We start from the raw sequence: 16,970 nt of genomic DNA, 5'->3' as shown, positions 1-16,970 counted from the left end.
CGGAGCCGCCCCATGCTCGACCTGTTCGCGCCGATCGCCGCCGAGACCCGGATCTCGGTGCCCGGCCGCCACCGCCGCCCGATCGCCGTCGTGGGCGCGGGCGCCATCGTCGACGTCGCGCACCTGCCCGCGTACGCCTCGCACGACCTGCCCGTCCGCGGCATCTACGACCTCGACCCGGAGCGCGCGCGGGACGTCGCCGCCCGGCACGGCGTGCCCCGCGTCTACGACTCCCTCGACGACCTGCTGAAGGACGAGGAGGCGGAGGTGGTGGACGTCGCCGTCGTCCCGCACGCGCAGCCGCCGATCGCCCGCGCCGCGCTCGAGGCGGGCAAGCACGTGCTGTGCCAGAAGCCGCTCGCGCCCGACCTCGCGGAGGCCCGGCGGCTCACCGAGCTCGCCGAGGCGCGCGGCCGCCGGCTCGCCGTCAACCAGCAGCTCCGCTGGGACGAGGGCATCGCCGCGGCCCGCGCCATGGTCCGCGCCGGCTGGATCGGGACGCCGACCGCGATGTCCTTCACCGTCGACGTGAAGACCGACTGGAGCGGCTGGTCCTGGCTCGTCCGCTCCGAACGCCTCGAGATCATGTACCACTCGATCCACTACCTCGACGCGGTGCGGAGCGTCCTGGGCGACCCGTCCCGCGTCTTCTGCGCCGCGTCCCGCACCCCGGGGCAGGCCGAGACGGGCGAGTCCCGCACGATGAGCACCCTGCTGTTCGACGGCGGCGCCCGGGCGATCCTGCACGTCAACCACGAGAACCGCACCGGCGACCCGCGCGCCGAGTTCCGCATCGACGGCGACGCGGGCGCGATCCGCGGCACGCTCGGGCTGCTGTACGACTACCCGCACGGCCGTCCCGACACGCTCGAGGTGTCCAGCACCGCGGCGCCGACCGACGGGTGGGTCGCCTACCCGGTGACCGAGCGCTGGATCCCGGGGGCGTTCGCCGGGCCCATGGCCGGGCTGCTCCGCTGGATCGCCGAGGACGAGCCGTCCCCCACGGCGGCGCGGGAGAATCTCGGTACGCTTGCACTCGTCGAGGCACTGTACGCATCCATTAACACCGGTGAGGCGCAGCAACTGTGACCCAGTCAACCGGGGGCGGTCGTGCGCGCACCCGCCGGGTGACCCTCGCCGACGTCGCCCGCAGGGCCGGCGTCGACAAGGCGGTCGTGTCGCGCGTGGTCAACGACGACCCGATGCTGAACATCCGTCCCGAGACGCGCGCCCGGGTGACGGCGGCCCTCAAGGAACTCGACTACCGGCCGAACGTCGCCGCCCGCAGCCTGCGCACCGCGCGGGCCGGGACCGTCGGGCTGTTCATCCCCGACTTCGCCAACCCCGTCTACGCCGAGATCATCACCGGCGCGGAGAGCGCGGCCGCCGAACGGGGCTGCGCGCTGATGGTCGGCTCGTCCACCGCCGGGCGCGGCGGCGCGCAGAGCTACCTCGACCTGCTCGGCCAGGGCCGCGTCGACGGGCTGCTGCTGGCCGGGGGGACGATCACCGACGAGGAGCAGGCGACCCTGGCCGACCGCGGGCTGCCGTGGCTGTTCGTCAACCGCCGCGGGCCCGGCGCCGGCCGGCACGTCGTCCTCGACGACGAGCTCGGCGCCCGGCTGGCCGTCCGGCACCTCCTCGACCTCGGCCACCGCCGGATCGCCCACGTCGGCGGCCCGGCCGGCGCCGACACCGCGCACCGCCGCCGCGACGGCTACGCGACGGCGCTGCGCTCGGCCGGCCTCGAGGAGGACCCGCGGCTCGTCGTGCAGGGCAGCTACGGTCCCGGCAGCGGCGTGCAGGCCGTGCAGAAGCTCCTGGACGGCCCGGAACCGCCCACCGCGCTGTTCGTCGCCAACGTCACCTCCGCGATCGGCGTGCTCAGCGCGCTGCGCGCCCGCGGCGTCTCGGTGCCGGACGAGATGTCGGTGGTCGCCGTGCACGACCTGCCGCTCGCCGAGCACCTCATCCCGCCGCTGACCACGGTCCGGATGCCGCTGCGCGCGCTCGGCGCCCGCGCCACCCGGCTGCTGCTGTCGGTCCCGGCCGACCAGCTCGTCGAGGAGGTCGTGCGCGAGCCGATCGAACTGGTCGTCCGGCAGTCCACCGCCGGACCGCGCCAGGGCCCCCGGACCCTCTGACGCCCGCACGCCCCCGAACCCACCGAACACCCGAACCCACCGAACACCCGAACACACGGAACGGCCGCGGCGCCCGGGCGCCGCGGCCGTCCTCGCGTCTACGTCACTCGACGCCGAGCGTGCGGTCGCCGAGCCGCCGGACGTCCGTCGCCGGAACGCCGTCGATCCCCTCGAAGCGGAACGACGGGTAGGGGGCGTCGGCCCGTTCGAGCACGTAGGACCGTCCTTCCTCGGCCCGGAACCGGATCACCCCGTCGGCGGTCGGCGGCACCACCGGCCGTCCCCGCCCGGTGCCGCCGTCGACGACCCGCACGCGCCGCCCGGGCCACGGGTTGGCGACCGCGATCGCGCCGTCGCTCCCGGCCTCGATCCCGACGAGGTTCGGCGCGCCGTCCCGCACCTCCGTGCTGACCCGGTGGCCGCCCTCGACCCGCACGGACCCGGCGACGTCCCAGCCCTCCGGCCACGCGGACGCGACCCGCACGACGCCCTCGTAGGACTGGACGAGCGACTCCTGCAGCGACGACCCCACCACGGCGTTCCAGCCGTTGTAGTAGTTCGTCATCTCCGTCGGGTCGTCGTCGACGCTGTGCGAGCCGAAACCGTTCGGGAAGATCTGGAAGTCGCCGGTGCCCCGGAGCAGCAGGCTCCGCATCTCGCCCGCGAGGCCGAGCCGCGCGGCGAGCAGCGCGTCCTCCGCCCACTCCCGCGTGTTCACGAACACCCGCTTGCGGAACGTCGCCTGCATGAGCTCGGAGTCCCGGCCGTACAGGCCCCAGGGGAACAGGGGCTCGGTGTCGGGGTTCTGCGTGTTGTGCGCCTCCTCGTCCGTGGCCGACCACGCGATCACCCGCTCACCGTCGCGGACGACGGTGCGGAAGTCCGGGATCTTCGGCAGGGCGGCCCGCAGTTCCCGCGCCAGCCCCCGGTCGCCGCGCCGGTCCGCCTGCTCCGCGATCATCGGGAAGATCATCCGCATGGCGGCGAGGTCGGGCGCGGGGTCGGTCGCGTCCCACTGGGTCTCCATGGCGTTGACGTTGTGGAGGTGCAGCTTCCCGTCTTCGCCCTCCTCAAGGATCGACAGGTAGAAGCGCGCCACGTCCCGCATCAGCGGGTACGCCTCGTCCAGGATCTCGCGGTCGCCCGTGTACCGGTACTGGAGCCAGAGGTTGTGGACGACCTCCGGCCCGGTCGTGACGATCCGGTTCAGCCAGTCCGGCGGCCGCTCGCTGTCGCAGGCCTCGGCCGTCCCGTCGTAGCGCAGGAACTCGGCGACGCACACGCCCTCGGAGCCCTTCCAGTGGGCCCGCGTCCACTCCCGCATCTCCTCCAGCCGGTCGAGGTACAGCCGGAAGTACGGCTCGTTGAACTCCTCGGTGTCGGCGCCGAAGTTGGTGTAGACGGGCTGCCGCAGGTTGAAGTGCCACCAGTGGTCGGCCGACCAGTGCACCTCGTCCCGCCACGGCGAGAACATGTTGATCACGCCGCCGTGGCTGCTCGGCACCGCCGAGCGCATCGTCGCGGCCGTCATGTAGAGCTGCTGCGCGCGGAGCTGCTCCATGTACTCGCCGGAGCCGTCCCGCGAGGTGATCCGCATGGGCGCCGCGCCCTGCCAGAACCGGTGCCACCAGCCGCGGTGCCGCCGGTCGCGGTCCCACGCGCCGCCGAGCGCCTTCGCGGCCGCCGCGCCGAGGTCGCCGCCGGTGTACGCGGGGACGCCCGTGACGATGCGGAAGCTCCCGTCCCCCCGCGGCCGGAACGTCAGCCGCACCGTCAGCTCGTCGACGACCTCCGCCGTGACGTCCCGTCCGTCGGCGGACATCGCCGCGACGGCGCCCGTGAGGCTCCCGGACTGCTCGTCCGCGAACGTCTCGGCCAGCGCCGCGACGCCGTTCCCCGCGTGCGCCGTCGGCGTGCGGCCGTCCCACAGCCGCAGGTCGGCCGTCTGCACGCGGTCCGGGTCGGCGCCCGTCACCTCCAGGACGAACTGGTCCCGGTCGGCCCGCACGTAGCCGCGCGCGGACATCCCGCCGCCCCGCTGCACCACGTCGCCCTCGTGCAGCCGCAGCCGTCCCCGGTAGTCCGCCGCCTCCATCAGCGGGCGGAGCCCCGGCACGGTGAGCTGCCCGGCGGACTTCAGGTCCGGGAAGGTGTCGGCGCGGTTGAACTGCGCCGTGAACCCGTTCTCGGCCCACAGGGCCGCGCCCAGCGTCCCGTTGCCGACGGGCATGCTCTGGTACGCCCGCCACGACGGCTTCTTCAGCACGAAGTCCGACCGGGACACGACCCCGGCCGTGTCCACCCGCAGCGACCCGTCCCGCCACGCCGTCGTCCGCCGGGGCCCGTCCGCGGCCGCGGCGGGCACGCCCGTCCCCGCGAGCGCCCCGGCCGCGAGCAGCGCGACCGCGACCCTGCCGGCCCGCCTGCCGGCCCGCCTGCCGGCCCGCCTCACGTTCTCGGTCCTCTCAAGCCGTCCTCCTCGGATTGGTCAATCGATTGACTAGATTTTCCCACGGCGTCCCGGGGGCCGACAAGATCCGTCTTTGTTTCCGCAGGTGAGGAGGGCGGGTGTCGGCGAGGAGTCGACTCTGCAGCCGCCGGGCAAGGCCAATGTCGCTTTAAGTAGTCGTCTGGCGACTCTAAGCTGATCTTCGGATCGTGCCGAGTTGATCGAGCGAGAAGGCGGGGCTACATGGCCATCTCCGCGGACGTACGCGAGTTCGTCCGATCGTGCGTACCGCTCACCGGATTCGCCGAGTACGACCTGTACGGGACGGGCATGGCGGACCTCTACCTGGACACCGCCCGCGCGCAGGTGGGGGAGGAGCACTTCGCCGCATTCCTGCGGGCCTGGATCGCCGCCGTCGAGGAGGGCGAGGGGGCGGCGGCGCTGTCGCCGACGCACCTGGAGATCGCCCGCGCGGTGACCTACCTCTGGTACACGGGCGCGTGGCCGCGGATGGCGCCGGCCGCGCACGCCGCCCTGCGGCGGGAGAAGGCCAACGTCGAGTTCGTCGCCGCGCCCGCCGCCTACGTCGAGGGCCTGGTCTGGCGCACGTTCGACGGGCATCCCGCCGGGGCGAAACCGCCCGGGTACGGGACGTGGAGCGTGCGGCCGCCGCGCCCGCGCACGCTCGCCGAGCCGCGGCGCGAGGCCGGGACGGACGCGCCCGCCGAGCAGGCCGCGGAGGAGCGGGCCGCGGAGGAGGCGGCCGTGCCCGCGGCCAAGCTCCCCGGCCCGCTGCTCGCGCGCGGCACCGCACCGTCCACCGTCATGACCGCGGACGACGTACCGGGAGACGAGATATGACCGCGCCACCGACCGTGCCGCCCGCCGCGGCGGCCCGCCGCCACTACGACGCCGTCGTGGTCGGGGCCGGGTGGGCCGGCAGCCTCATCGCCCGGCGACTCGGCGAGAAGGGCTGGGACGTGCTCGTCCTGGAGGCCGGCAACGGCGGCACCGAGACCTGGCCCGGCTACCTGGACTCCCTCGACACCTTCTACTCGGCCGTCGCGAAGGTGCCGAACTCGGCGTACCGCCCCAACAGGGCCGTGCCGTCCCCCGACGTGCTGGACATGGCCCCCGTGCGCGCCACGGAACCGGGCGGGAAGGAGTTCACGGCGGACGGGTACTTCGTCCAGGAAGGCCCGCTTCCCTACGGTACCGACTACCTGCGCGCGCTCGGCGGCGCGGGCATGCACTGGCTGGGCGCCGTCCCGCGCATGCACCCCGACGACTTCCGCGTGCGGGCCGGGTACGGCTACGGGCGGGACTGGCCCCTCACCGCCGCGGACCTGCAGCCCTACTACGCGCGGGCCGAACGGGAGATGGGCGTGGCCGGGGACGCCGCCGAGCAGCGCGGGCTCGGAGTGATCGGCGATCCCGCGTACGTCTACCCGATGCACACCGTCCCGCCCAGCTACATCGACCGCTACTGCGCCGAGCGGCTCGACGGCCACGTGGTGACGGAACCGGTGGGCGGGCAGGCCGGCGAGCTGCGGGTGACCGCCCTGCCGCAGGCCCGCAACAGCACCCCCGACCCGGCGTACGACGGCGGCCGGGGGTTCCGGCCCGCGGGCGCCGCCGGGCTGCCGAACTACGGCGAGCGCTGCGTGGGCAACGCCAGTTGCGTCCCGATCTGCCCGGTGCAGGCGAAGTCGTCCCCGCTGCGGGTGCAGGCGGGGTTCAACGGCAACGTGACCCTCGCGACGCGCTCCGTCGTCACGCGCGTGCTCCGGGGACGCGGCGGGACCGTCCGGGGCGTGGAGTACCGCTCCTACGGCGACCCCGCCACGCCGGTCAGCGAGCCGTACACGGCGGAGGCCGACATCGTCGTGCTCGCCGCGCACGCCGTCGAGAACGCCCGCCTGCTGCTGTTCTCCGAACTCGCCGCCACCAGCGGCCAGGTCGGCAGGAACCTGATGGACCACCCCACGATGCTGGCGTGGGCGCTGAGCGCCGAGGCGGACGGGCCCGTCGGCCCGTACCGCGGCCCCGGCCACACATCGGGCGTGGAGGTGTTCCGCTTCGGCGACGCCCGCCGCGCGCGGGCCCCCTTCCGCATCGAGCTCAGCAACTGGGGGTGGAGCTGGGCGACCGGGGCGCCGATGAGCAACGTCGCCGCCGCGCTGGGCGTCGGCGGCACGGCGGACGGCGAGGTGCGGCCGGATCCCACGTTCGGGCCCGAGCTGCGCCGGCTGCTGGGCTCGGTGATCGGACGGCAGCTCCAGCTGCAGATCGCGATCGAGCAGTCCGCCGACCCGGCCAACCGGGTGACGATCGACCCGCGCCGCCACCGGGACCCCATGGGCAACCCGCGCCCGATCATCGCCTACGACCTCGACCGCCACGTCCGCGACGGCATGGTCGCGGCCCGGCACGTGGCCCGCGCGATCTTCGCGCGGCTCGGCGCGACCGACCACACCACGTACCGCCCGCAGAACGGCGTGCCGCCCATCGGCCACCTGACCCACACCTACGACGGGCGGGAGGTGCACCTGGCGTACCGCGGCGCGGGCCACGGCGCCGGCACCCACATCATGGGCACCGACGCGAAGACCTCGGTCGTGGACTCCTACCAGCGCACCCACGACCACCCCAACCTGTACGCCGCGGGCTGCGGCTCGATGCCGTCCATCGGCACCAGTAACCCCACGGTCACCATGGCGGCGCTGGCGCTGCGCAGCGCCGACCACATCGACCGGCACCTGGCCGACCTGCACCGCCCCGTCGCCGTGCGGGTCCCGGCCCGGCAGCACCCCGCCGCCCGGCAGGAGGCGACATCGTGATCAACGCCGGCGCCCTGCACGCCCAGGGCTTCAAGATCCCCGCGACCGTCCCGGAGCTGCGGACGTATCTGCAGGCGGCCATCGAGGTGGAGCACCTCACGATCCCCGTCTACATGACCGGGATGTACACGATCCGCGCGGGGACCAACCGCCTGGCGTACTTCACCATCCGCAGCGTCGTGCTGGAAGAGATGCTGCACATGACGCTGGCCGCGAACCTGCTCAACGCGGTCGGCGGCGAGCCGAACGTGGCGCATCCGGAGTTCGTGGCCGAGTACCCGGCCAAGCTGCCGTTCAGCAGCGACACGATCCCGTACATCGGGCTGCGGCACTTCTCCCCGGAGGCGCTCGAGACGTTCCTGCGGATCGAGAAGCCCCGTTCGCTCCTCCCGAACCCGGACGACGATGCGGGGTGGACGTCCATCGGGCAGTTCTACGACGCGATCCGGCGGGGCCTGGTCGCCCTCGTCGAGGAGCACGGACCGGCGGCGGTCTTCACCGGCGACGCCCGGAAACAGGTCGGGCCCGAGGACTTCTACAACTCCGGCGGCGAGGCGTTCGCCGTCACCGGCCTGCCGACGGCGCTGAAGGCGATCGAGGTCATCAGCGACCAGGGCGAGGGCGCGGACGACACGATCTTCACCGACGACGACCGCATCTTCGGGGAGCAGCGGCAGCTCGCGCACTACTTCCGGTTCAACGAGATCTACACCGGGCGGGGCTACGGGCCGCACGATCTCCCGTCCACCCCGCCCAGCGGCCCGCTGCTGGACGTCGACTGGGACGACGCGTACCCCATCTACGGGGACTCGAAGGTGGAGGACTACCGGGAGTACGAGGAGACGAGCGCCGTCTACCGGGAGGCCGTCGGGTTCAACGCCTGCTACGCGAGGCTCCTCGGCTACCTGCACTCGGCCTTCAACGGCCACCCGCGGCACATGGCGCTGGCCGTTCCCACCATGCTCGAACTGCGCGACCGGGCCCAGTGGATGTACCGCAACCCGCACCCGGACCCGGACCTCGCCGACGAGGGGTGCCACGCCAGCCCGACCTTCGAGCTCGAGCAGGCCCACTTCGACGAGGCCGGCGAGATCGTCCGCCGCACCGTCGACGCCGCCGGCCTCCGGACGGGCGAACCCGTCGACCTCGGCGCGCTGGCCGCCGCGCCCGGCCGGCGGTTCGGCTGACCGTCCGCGATCTTCCCCGGGGCCTTGCTCCGGCGCACGCCGCCGGAGCAAGGCCCGGGACCCGAGGCACGTCACGGCCCCGGGCCTCGCCGCGGGTTACGCGAACGCGGGCATCAGGTGCTCGTGGATCAGCCGGAGCTGGCCGTCCACGCCGGGGACGCCGGTGAGGTCGCGGCCGGTGAAGGACTTCACCAGGACGGGGTCCGTGATCGCGCAGATCATGTGGTTGACGCCGGTCGGGGCGATGTCGCTCTCGATCCGGGCGCGGATCTCGTCCGGGGTGCCCGCCAGGGACAGCTTCTCGGTGATCTCGGGTGTGGTCAGCTCGATGCCCTTGGCGAGGTCGCCCGCGCCGATGGCCTCGATGATCGGGGCCATGTCCGCCGGGTCGACGCCGTTGCGCTCGAGCTGCTCGGCCGGCATCGCCGACGCGTACAGCCCGACCATGCTGCGGGCCGCCTCCTTCGCCGCCGCCGAGTCGGGGCCGACCGCGAACACCACCCAGGCGCCGACGTCCAGCGACCGCCAGTCCTTGCCCGCGCGCTCGGCGCCCGCCCGGAAGTGCTCGACCGCGTACTCGTAGGCGCCGCGCGAGTAGCTGAGCGCGTGGTGCACGCCGTCGGACAGCTCGCCGGCCGCCTCGAACGACTTCGGCCCGCGCATCGCGCCGATCTTCACGGGCAGCCGCTCCTGGACCGGACGGGCGAAGGTGAACAGGCCGTCGTAGGAGTAGAACTCGCCGTCGCGGGTGATGGCGCCCTCGTCCAGCAGGGTCCGGACGACCGCGACGGCCTCCTTCACCCGGGTGAGCGGCTTCGTCCGCGCCCAGTCGATCTTGTACTGGGCGAGCACCCCGAAGTTGCCGCTGCCGAGGACGACCTCGGCGCGGCCGCCGGTGAGCTCGTCGAGGGTCGCGGCGGCCTGCGCGATCAGGGACGGCTCGCGCAGGGTGACCGCCGACACCGACGGGCCCATGCGGATCTGCGAGGTGCTCGCCGCGGCGGCGGCGAACAGCAGCCACAGGTCCTTGTGCCACGGCTCGTCGGCCGCGTACACCGCGTGGAAGCCGAGCTCGTCGGCGAGCTTGATGGAGGCCAGCGACTCCGCGACCGGGTGATCGGGGAGCATGGCGTAGCTGAACTTCACCGAGGAACGTCTCCTTGCAGTGCGCATTCGCGCACGGTCGGGGGGTCGGGAGATCTTCGACGGCCAGTGTGCTGAAAGGCGCGGGCCTACGCAATATGGTGCTCGACCGGCGCGCTGACCTGCGCGAACGCCATGCGGCGTCCATTCGTGGAATCGCCCACGAATTGCCGCCCGATTTCCGGACTCCCCGAAATCATCGGACCTGGCGCCGACGGCCGACCGCCGATACCGTCGGGCCGTCCGAGACGGGACCGACGATCGGGAGACGGGGAGGCGGGCGGCGCCGGGCGCTACGGGGTGCGCCGGTCGTCGTCGAGACCGTCGGCCAGCTCCGTGAGAAAACGGACGATCGTCAGCAGTTCGGACTCGTCGAAGCCGCGGCGGACGTCCTCGGTCGTGCGGGCGAGCGGGCGGAAGTGCTCGCGGGCGAGGGCCCGGCCGGACTCGGTGTACCGGAGCCGGACGACCCGCGCGTCGTGCGGATCGCGGACCCGCTCGATGTGTCCGCCGCGCTCGAGGCGCTGCAGGCACGCGCTGATCGCGCCCGACGTGAGGCTCAGGTGCCGCTGCAACTGGCCGGGCGTGGTCGCGATGCCGTCGAGGAGCGCGGCCAGCGCCTGCACGTCCGAGTGGTGCAGGCCGTGCTCGCGGGCGAAGTCGCGGGTGACGCGGCCGAGTTCGGCGTTCACGCGGCGCAGGAGCTCCGCGAACGTCCGCAGGTCGGTGCCGGAGTTCGGCAGAGCGTCGTCCGGGCATGGGGAGGGCGGCGAGGACACGCCCCCAGAATAGCGTTATCTCAATTATTGAGGTAACTTTCCGTGTGCCCTCGCCGAGCGGAGCGCGTCCGCGCCCGCCCGGCTCCGCGACCCCAGGAACGGAAATGCCCGCACCACGAGCCGCCCGCTGGTCCGTCCCCGCCCTGCTCCTGCTCGCCTGGCTCGTCGTCGGCGGCGTGTTCGGGCCGTACGCGGGCAAGCTCGGTGAGGTCTCCAGCAACGACCAGTCGTCGTTCCTGCCCACCGGCGCCGAGTCCACCCGGGTCCTGGAGGAGCAGGCCGCCTTCGAACGCGATCGGACGTTCCCCGCGATCGTCGTCTGGACGTCCGGCGACGGCGGCGTCACGCCCGAGCAGCGGGCCGCGGCCGCGCGGGCGCTCGGCTCCTTGCGCGGCGACCCGTACATCGCGGGCGAGCCGTCGCCGCCGATCCCCGCGCGGGACGGCGCCGCGCTGCAGGCCGTCGTGCAGATCCCGGCCGACGCCGGGGACCACGTCGCCGACACCGTGGACCGCGTCCGCGCCGCGGCGGAGGGGGTGCCCGGGACCCGCGCGTACGTCGGCGGGCCCGCCGCGACGCAGGCCGACCTCGGCGACGCGTTCGCCGGGATCGACGTCCTGCTGCTCGGCGTCGCCGTCGGGGTCGTCCTGCTGATCCTGCTCGTCGTGTACCGCAGCGTGCTGCTGCCCCTGATGATCATCCTCGGGTCGGTGTTCGCCCTCGCGCTGGCGTGCGCGATCGTGTACGGGCTCGCCGAACGGGACGTCGTCACGGTCGACGGGCAGGTGCAGGGCATCCTGTTCATCCTGGTGATCGGCGCCTGCACCGACTACGCGCTGCTGCTGTCCGCCCGCTACCGCGAGGAACTCGCGGCCGGGGCGGGACGGCTGCCCGGCGTGCTGGCCGCGTGGCGGGGGTCGGCCGGGGCGATCGCCGCGAGCGCCGGGACCGTGGCCGCCGGGCTGCTCGCGCTCCTGCTCAGCGACCTGTCCAACAACCGGGCGCTCGGGCCGGTCGGCGCCATCGGCATCGGCTGCGCGCTGCTCAGCGCCCTCACCTTCCTGCCCGCCGTGCTCGCCCTGCTGGGACGCGCGGCCTACTGGCCCGCGAAGCCGCACGCCGACCGCACCGCGCACCCCGTCTGGGAGCGCGTCGCCCGCCTGGTGGACCACCGGCCGCGCCGCCTCTGGGCGGGCTCCCTGATCGCGCTGGTCGCCTGCGCGGCCTTCATGCCGCAGCTGCGCTCCGACGGCGTGCCGCTGAGCGAGACGTTCGTCGGCGGGGCCCCGTCGGTGACCGCCCAGGAGGTCCTGGACGAGCACTTCCCCGGCGGCCAGGGCAACCCCGCCGTCGTGCTGACCGACGCGGCCGCGGTGCAGCGGGTCGTCGCCGCGGCCGAGCGCACCGACGGCGTGCACGGGGCGGCGCCGCGCACCGCGGGACGTCCGGGGGCCGGCGAGCCGCTCGTGGTGGACGGCCGCGCGCTGGTGGACGTCACGCTGAGCGACGCCGCCGACAGCGAGGCCGCGCGGGACACCGTCGAGCGGCTGCGCGGCAACCTGCACGGCATCGACGGCACCCTCGTCGGCGGCTACACCGCCCAGCAGGTCGACACCCAGGCCGCGGCGCAGCACGACCGCACGGTGATCGTCCCCGTCGTGCTCGCGATCATCGTGGCGATCCTCGTCGTCCTGCTCCGCTCCCTGCTGATGCCGCTGCTGCTGGTCGCGACCGTCGCGCTCAACTACCTCGCGACGCTCGGGGTGTCCGCGCTCGTCTTCCGGTACCTGTTCGGGTTCACCGGCACGGACGCCTCGGTGCCGCTGTACGGGTTCGTCTTCCTCGTCGCCCTCGGCGTCGACTACAACATCTTCCTGATGACGCGGGTCCGGGAGGAGTCGCTGCGGCACGGGCCGCGCGAGGGCGTGCTGCGCGGGCTGACCACGACCGGCGGCGTCATCACTTCGGCGGGCGTGGTGCTCGCCGCGACCTTCGCCGCCCTCGTGGTCATCCCGCTCGCGTTCCTCGTCCAGATCGCGTTCATCGTCGCGTTCGGCGTCCTGCTCGACACGCTGGTGGTCCGCTCGCTGCTGGTGCCCGCGCTCGTCCGCGACGCGGGCCCGGTCGTGTGGTGGCCCGGCTCCCTGTGGCGCCGCCGCGACCGCGCCCCCGCCCCGTCCCCTGACGCCTGACCGCGCGGATCAGAGGCGGCCCGCCGCCAGCGCGTCGAGGGGATCGCGCAGCTCGTGGGCACCGAGGAAGCCCCCGCCGGACGCCAGCGCGTCGTGCGCGCCGTAGCCCAGCAGCTCCTGGGCGCGGCGCGGCAGGTCGCGGGCCAGGTCCGGCGGGACGCTCAGGTAGTGGTTCTCCTCGGTGCGCAGCCACCCGGCGACGTAGCTCATGTGCATGCCGCGCCGCCACCGGTCCGCGGTGGTGTTCCCGCCGCCCGCGTGGACGGTCGAGCCGTAGTAGACGACCGCCGAACCGGGCGCCATCTCGGCGGCGACGAGCTCGTCCTCGGACGGTTCGCGGCCCTCCGGCCACCGGTGGCTGCCGGGCGCGACGACCGTGGCGCCGTTCGCCGCGGTGAACTCGCTCAGCGCGATCACGGTCGACAGCTCGATCTCGGGATGCGGCGCGGGCAGATGCGACCAGACGATCTCGTCGCGGTGCGTCCACTGCCGTTCGGCGCCGGGTCCCCGGTCGAGGACGTGCGCGACGTTCAGCAGGTAGCTCGCGCACGCCGGGAGCAGGACGTGGTCGGCGATCGCGAGCAGCACCGGATGGACGAGCACCTCGGCGGCGAACACGCGCGACCGTCCCGCGACCCCGGTGACGTGCCGGGTGCGCTCCCCGAAGAACGCCGCGACGCTCGCGTTGATGAACGACGCGTCGTGCCCGGGGGAGGCGGCTTCGAGCAGCGGGTCCAGTTCGGCGTTGAACCGCGCGAGCAGGTCCGGGTCCAGCAGATCCTCGACGATGACGACGCCGTCCCGCTCCAGGGCGGCGATGATCGTCCCGGCGGGCGCGGCCGCCGGGACCCTCTCTGGCTTCGACATGCCCGCCAGCTTGCGCCCGGCGGCTCAAGGACGGCTATCGTTCCGCTCGCGTCCCGCCCGCCCGCGTCCGGACGTCCTCGAGCAGCCGCGCCTGCCGCTCGATCGCCGCGCCGTGCGGGGCGTGCTCCCCGGTGCGGACGGCCGCCGCGAACGCGGTCACCATCCCCCGGAACTGGTCGTCGGCGTCCAGCACCCGCTCCTCGCGGAGGTCCCGGCGCTCCAGCCGCAGCACCGGACGGACGGTCGGCGGCGGCGTGAACGCCCAGTCGAGCGCGATCCGGCCCGCCGACCCCCACACGGCGTAGGTGCAGCGGTAGTGGTGGTCGAAGCCGAACGTGCAGTGCGCGGTGACGCCCGCGCCGTCGCGCAGGAGCGCGGCCCCGTCGACGTCGATGCCGCGGCCGTCCCGGCGCAGCACCGCGCCCGCGACCTCGGCGTCCGGCCCGAGGAACAGCTGTGCGGCCCGTACCGGGTAGGTGCCGGTCTCCAGCAGGCAGCCGCCGCCGAGCGCCGGGTCGTAGCGGACCGCGTCCGGCGGGCCGGGCGGGATGCCGAACTCGGCGGTCACCGACCGGACCTCGCCGATCGCGCCGTCCGCGATGAGGCGGCGGACGGCGTCGTGCTGCGCGTGGTGCAGGAACGCGAAGTTCTCCATCAGCAGCAGCCCGCGTTCGCGGGCCAGCGCCACCAGGTCGCGGGCGGTGCCGGCGTCGCCGGTCAGCGACTTCTCCACCAGCACGTGCCTGCCCGCCCGCAGCGCCGCCGCCGTCCACTCCGCGTGCATCGACAGCGGCAGCGGCACGTACACCGCGTCGACGTCGCCGCGGTCGAGCAGCGCCGCGTACCCGGCGACGCCCTCGGCCCCGAACCGCGCGGCGAACCGCTCCGCCCGCGCGCCGTCGCGGCTCGCGACCGCGACGACGCGGTGCCCCGCCGCCGTGATCGCCGGGATCGTCTTGCGCGCGGCGATGTCCGCGCAGCCCAGCACACCGAACCGGATCTCGTCCATGAGGCTCCTCTCCGCCGTCAGCGTCGCCGGGCAGGCTCGATTCCGGGTCGAGCGGTCTTCGAGAGCCGTTCCGGACGATGACGGCATGCCCAAGCTGACGGTAGGTCCATCCCAAGGAGTGCGGTCCGCCGCCGAGTTCACGGCCTGGTTCGACGAGCGTCGAGGGGCCGGCTCGTTCGAGGTGACGCCCATCCCGTTCCAGGAGACGCGCGGCTGGGGCTTCGACCCCGACACCGGGAACCTGCGGCACGACAGCGGCCGGTTCTTCTCGGTGGAGGGCGTCTCGGTCCGCTCCGAACTCGGCCCGGTCACCGCCTGGTCGCAGCCGATCATGGTGCAGCCCGAACTCGGCATCGTCGGGATCGCGCTGCGCCGGACGGCCGGCGGCTGGGAGGCGCTGATGCAGGCGAAGATGGAGCCGGGCAACGTCAACACGCTCCAGCTCTCGCCGACCGTGCAGGCGACGCGCAGCAACTACACGCGGGTGCACGCGGGCAACAGCGTGAAGTACCTGGAGTACTTCACCGGCCAGGCCCCGTCGCGCATGCTCATCGACGTCCTGCAGTCCGAGCAGGGCTCCTGGTTCTTCCGCAAGCGGAACCGCAACATGATCGTCGAGGTGGAGGGGGACGTCCCGGCCGACGAGGACTTCCGCTGGGTGCCGCTCGACGTCCTGTACGAGCTGCTGCACGAGCCGAACGTCCTCAACATGGACAGCCGGTCGGTCATGGCGCACCTGCCGCTCGTCCTGCCCGGCCGCGCGTCCGGCGGGATCGACGGGGACGGGTTCCGCGCGGCCCTGGCGCGGTCGTTCGCGCCCGACGCCCGTCCGCTGCACCCGGTCGGCGACCTGCTGAACTGGCTGACGTCGGCGAAGGCCCGGCACACCGTGACGGTCGAGCGCGTCCCGCTGCGGCGGGTGGAGCGCTGGCACCGCACGGACACGGCGATCAGCCACGACGAGGGGCGGTACTTCGACGTCATCGCCGTCAACGTGGAGGCGAGCACCCGGGAGGTCAGGGGCTGGACGCAGCCGCTGCTGCGGCCCACCGGCCATGGCATCGTCGCGTTCCTCGCCCGGCCCATCGACGGGGTGCTGCACGTGCTCGTGCACGCCTGGATCGAGCCGGGGTACGTGGACCTGCTGGAGCTGTCGCCCACCGTCCACTTCAACCCGGGCAACTACAAGGACCTGCCGCCCGAGATCCGCCCGCCGTTCCTGGACTACGTCCGGTCGGTGGATCCCGGCCAGGTCCGCTACGACGTCCTGCTCTCGGAGGAGGGCGGGCGGTTCCACCACGCCCAGAACCGCTACCTCGTGATCGAGGTCGGCGACGAGATCGACGAGATGATCGGCGAGCTGGACGACTACCGCTGGATGACCCTGCACCAGCTCACCGGGCTGCTCCGGCACAGCCACTACCTGAACATGCAGGCCCGCAGCCTCGTCGCGTGCCTGCGGTCGATGGCGCCGGGGCCGGTGCCCGCCGGTCCGGCGCCGGCGGGCTGAGGAGCGGGCGTGGAGATCGTGGGGCGCGGCTTCATCGCGCGCAACCTGCGGCCCATCTCCGGGTCGCACGACGACGTGGTGGTGTTCGCCGCCGGGGTGCCGACGACGAGCACGACGCTGGACGACCAGTTCCGCCGCGAGGCGGTGCTGCTCTACGACGTCGTGCGCCGGTGCAAGGCGGACGGGCGGCGGCTGGTGTTCTTCTCCACCTGCTCCGCCGCGATGTACGGGGTGCCGGACTGCCTGCGCCGCGAGGACGCCCCGGTGTTCCCGCTGTCGGCCTACGGGCGGCACAACCTGGCGATGGAGGGCGTCCTCGCCGCCGCGGGCATCGACTACCTCGTCATCCGGCTGACGCATCTGGTCGGCCCGTTCCAGCGCCCGCACCAGCTGTTCCCGCACCTGGTGCGGGGCGCGCTGCGCGGGTCGCTGACCCTGCACCGGGGCGCCCGCCGCGACCTGCTCGACGTCGTGGACATGGTGGCGATCCTCGACACGCTGCTGTTCCGGGGGATCGGCCGGCGGGTCGTCAACATCGCCTCCGGGGTGCCGGTGCCGATCGAGGACATCGTCGCCCACATCGAGCGGCGGCTCGGCCGCACCGCCGACAAGCACTGGATCGACCCGCCGGACGGCAACATCGAGGAGCCGGTGGACCTCACCCGGCTGACGTCCCTCGTGCCCGCGGTCGCCTGGATGGGTTTCGGCCCCGACTACTACCGCTCGGTCATCGACCGCTACATCGGCGCCTACACGCGTGACGCGCTGCTCCGCGCGTCCTGACGCCGGGGCCGCCGCCCGTCCCGCCCGGTCCCGGGCCCCGGGACGCCGAGCCGCTCGCGGCTGGTGG

Annotated in this window: 13 protein-coding genes; 8 read left to right on the top strand and 5 right to left on the bottom strand. The window is 73.8% G+C overall.

From position 1 onward, the window contains the following. Nucleotides 1-12 precede the first annotated feature (12 nt). Nucleotides 13-1,089, top strand: coding sequence for a Gfo/Idh/MocA family protein (locus AB0L25_RS29195; protein WP_500175933.1), 1,077 nt, complete (start codon nt 13-15; stop codon nt 1,087-1,089). Further along, nucleotides 1,086-2,144, top strand: coding sequence for a LacI family DNA-binding transcriptional regulator (locus tag AB0L25_RS29190; protein ID WP_500175932.1), 1,059 nt, complete (start codon nt 1,086-1,088; stop codon nt 2,142-2,144). Before AB0L25_RS29195 ends, AB0L25_RS29190 begins: the two co-directional genes overlap by 4 nt. 103 nt (nt 2,145-2,247) lie before the next feature. On the opposite strand, the gene AB0L25_RS29185 is transcribed toward AB0L25_RS29190, so the two are convergent. Then, nucleotides 2,248-4,596, bottom strand: a complete 2,349-nt coding sequence (locus tag AB0L25_RS29185) for a glycosyl hydrolase family 95 catalytic domain-containing protein (RefSeq protein WP_500175931.1) — start codon at nt 4,594-4,596, stop codon at nt 2,248-2,250. 240 nt (nt 4,597-4,836) lie between these two features. Between AB0L25_RS29185 and AB0L25_RS29180 the strand changes: the two genes are divergently transcribed. From AB0L25_RS29180 to AB0L25_RS29170, 3 genes are read left to right on the top strand one after another with little or no spacing between them, the layout of a single operon-like run. Beyond that, nucleotides 4,837-5,454, top strand: a complete 618-nt coding sequence (locus AB0L25_RS29180; protein ID WP_500175930.1) for a hypothetical protein — start codon at nt 4,837-4,839, stop codon at nt 5,452-5,454. Then, nucleotides 5,451-7,433, top strand: a complete 1,983-nt coding sequence (locus AB0L25_RS29175) for a GMC family oxidoreductase (RefSeq protein WP_500175929.1) — start codon at nt 5,451-5,453, stop codon at nt 7,431-7,433. Before AB0L25_RS29180 ends, AB0L25_RS29175 begins: the two co-directional genes overlap by 4 nt. Further along, nucleotides 7,430-8,620 carry a ferritin-like domain-containing protein gene (locus AB0L25_RS29170; protein ID WP_500175928.1) on the top strand — a complete coding sequence of 397 codons (1,191 nt, stop codon included), beginning with the start codon at nt 7,430-7,432 and terminating at the stop codon, nt 8,618-8,620. Before AB0L25_RS29175 ends, AB0L25_RS29170 begins: the two co-directional genes overlap by 4 nt. Nucleotides 8,621-8,716: 96 nt before the next feature. Here AB0L25_RS29170 and AB0L25_RS29165 read toward each other — a convergent pair whose 3' ends face one another. Beyond that, entirely contained in the window at nt 8,717-9,766 is a 1,050-nt protein-coding gene (locus tag AB0L25_RS29165; RefSeq protein WP_500175927.1) for an LLM class flavin-dependent oxidoreductase, read from the bottom strand. A gap of 290 nt (nt 9,767-10,056) precedes the next feature. Continuing rightward, a complete protein-coding gene (locus AB0L25_RS29160) occupies nt 10,057-10,542 on the bottom strand; it encodes a MarR family winged helix-turn-helix transcriptional regulator (RefSeq protein WP_500175926.1) in 486 nt (161 codons plus the stop codon). Nucleotides 10,543-10,646: 104 nt separating this feature from the next. On the opposite strand from AB0L25_RS29160, the gene AB0L25_RS29155 reads away from it, so the two are divergent. After that, a complete protein-coding gene (locus AB0L25_RS29155) occupies nt 10,647-12,734 on the top strand; it encodes an MMPL family transporter (RefSeq protein WP_500175925.1) in 2,088 nt (695 codons plus the stop codon). A gap of 9 nt (nt 12,735-12,743) precedes the next feature. On the opposite strand, the gene AB0L25_RS29150 is transcribed toward AB0L25_RS29155, so the two are convergent. Together AB0L25_RS29150 and AB0L25_RS29145 are read right to left on the bottom strand one after the other, a co-directional pair. Continuing rightward, entirely contained in the window at nt 12,744-13,601 is an 858-nt protein-coding gene (locus tag AB0L25_RS29150) for a phytanoyl-CoA dioxygenase family protein (RefSeq protein ID WP_500175924.1), read from the bottom strand. Nucleotides 13,602-13,635: 34 nt separating this feature from the next. Next, complete coding sequence (locus tag AB0L25_RS29145; RefSeq protein WP_500175923.1) at nt 13,636-14,610, bottom strand: Gfo/Idh/MocA family protein; 975 nt, start codon at nt 14,608-14,610, stop codon at nt 13,636-13,638. An 85-nt stretch (nt 14,611-14,695) separates the two neighbouring features. Here AB0L25_RS29145 and AB0L25_RS29140 point away from each other — a divergent pair, with 85 nt between their 5' ends. Together AB0L25_RS29140 and AB0L25_RS29135 are read left to right on the top strand one after the other, a co-directional pair. After that, nucleotides 14,696-16,120, top strand: coding sequence for an NDP-hexose 2,3-dehydratase family protein (locus AB0L25_RS29140; RefSeq protein WP_500175922.1), 1,425 nt, complete (start codon nt 14,696-14,698; stop codon nt 16,118-16,120). Nucleotides 16,121-16,129: 9 nt separating this feature from the next. Next, nucleotides 16,130-16,903 carry an NAD-dependent epimerase/dehydratase family protein gene (locus AB0L25_RS29135; RefSeq protein ID WP_500175921.1) on the top strand — a complete coding sequence of 258 codons (774 nt, stop codon included), beginning with the start codon at nt 16,130-16,132 and terminating at the stop codon, nt 16,901-16,903. The last annotated feature ends 67 nt before the right edge of the window (nt 16,904-16,970 follow it).

This window comes from Spirillospora sp. NPDC052242 (assembly GCF_040679555.1).
Lineage (GTDB): Bacteria > Actinomycetota > Actinomycetes > Streptosporangiales > Streptosporangiaceae > Spirillospora.
This window is presented reverse-complemented; position numbering and strand designations above follow the sequence as displayed.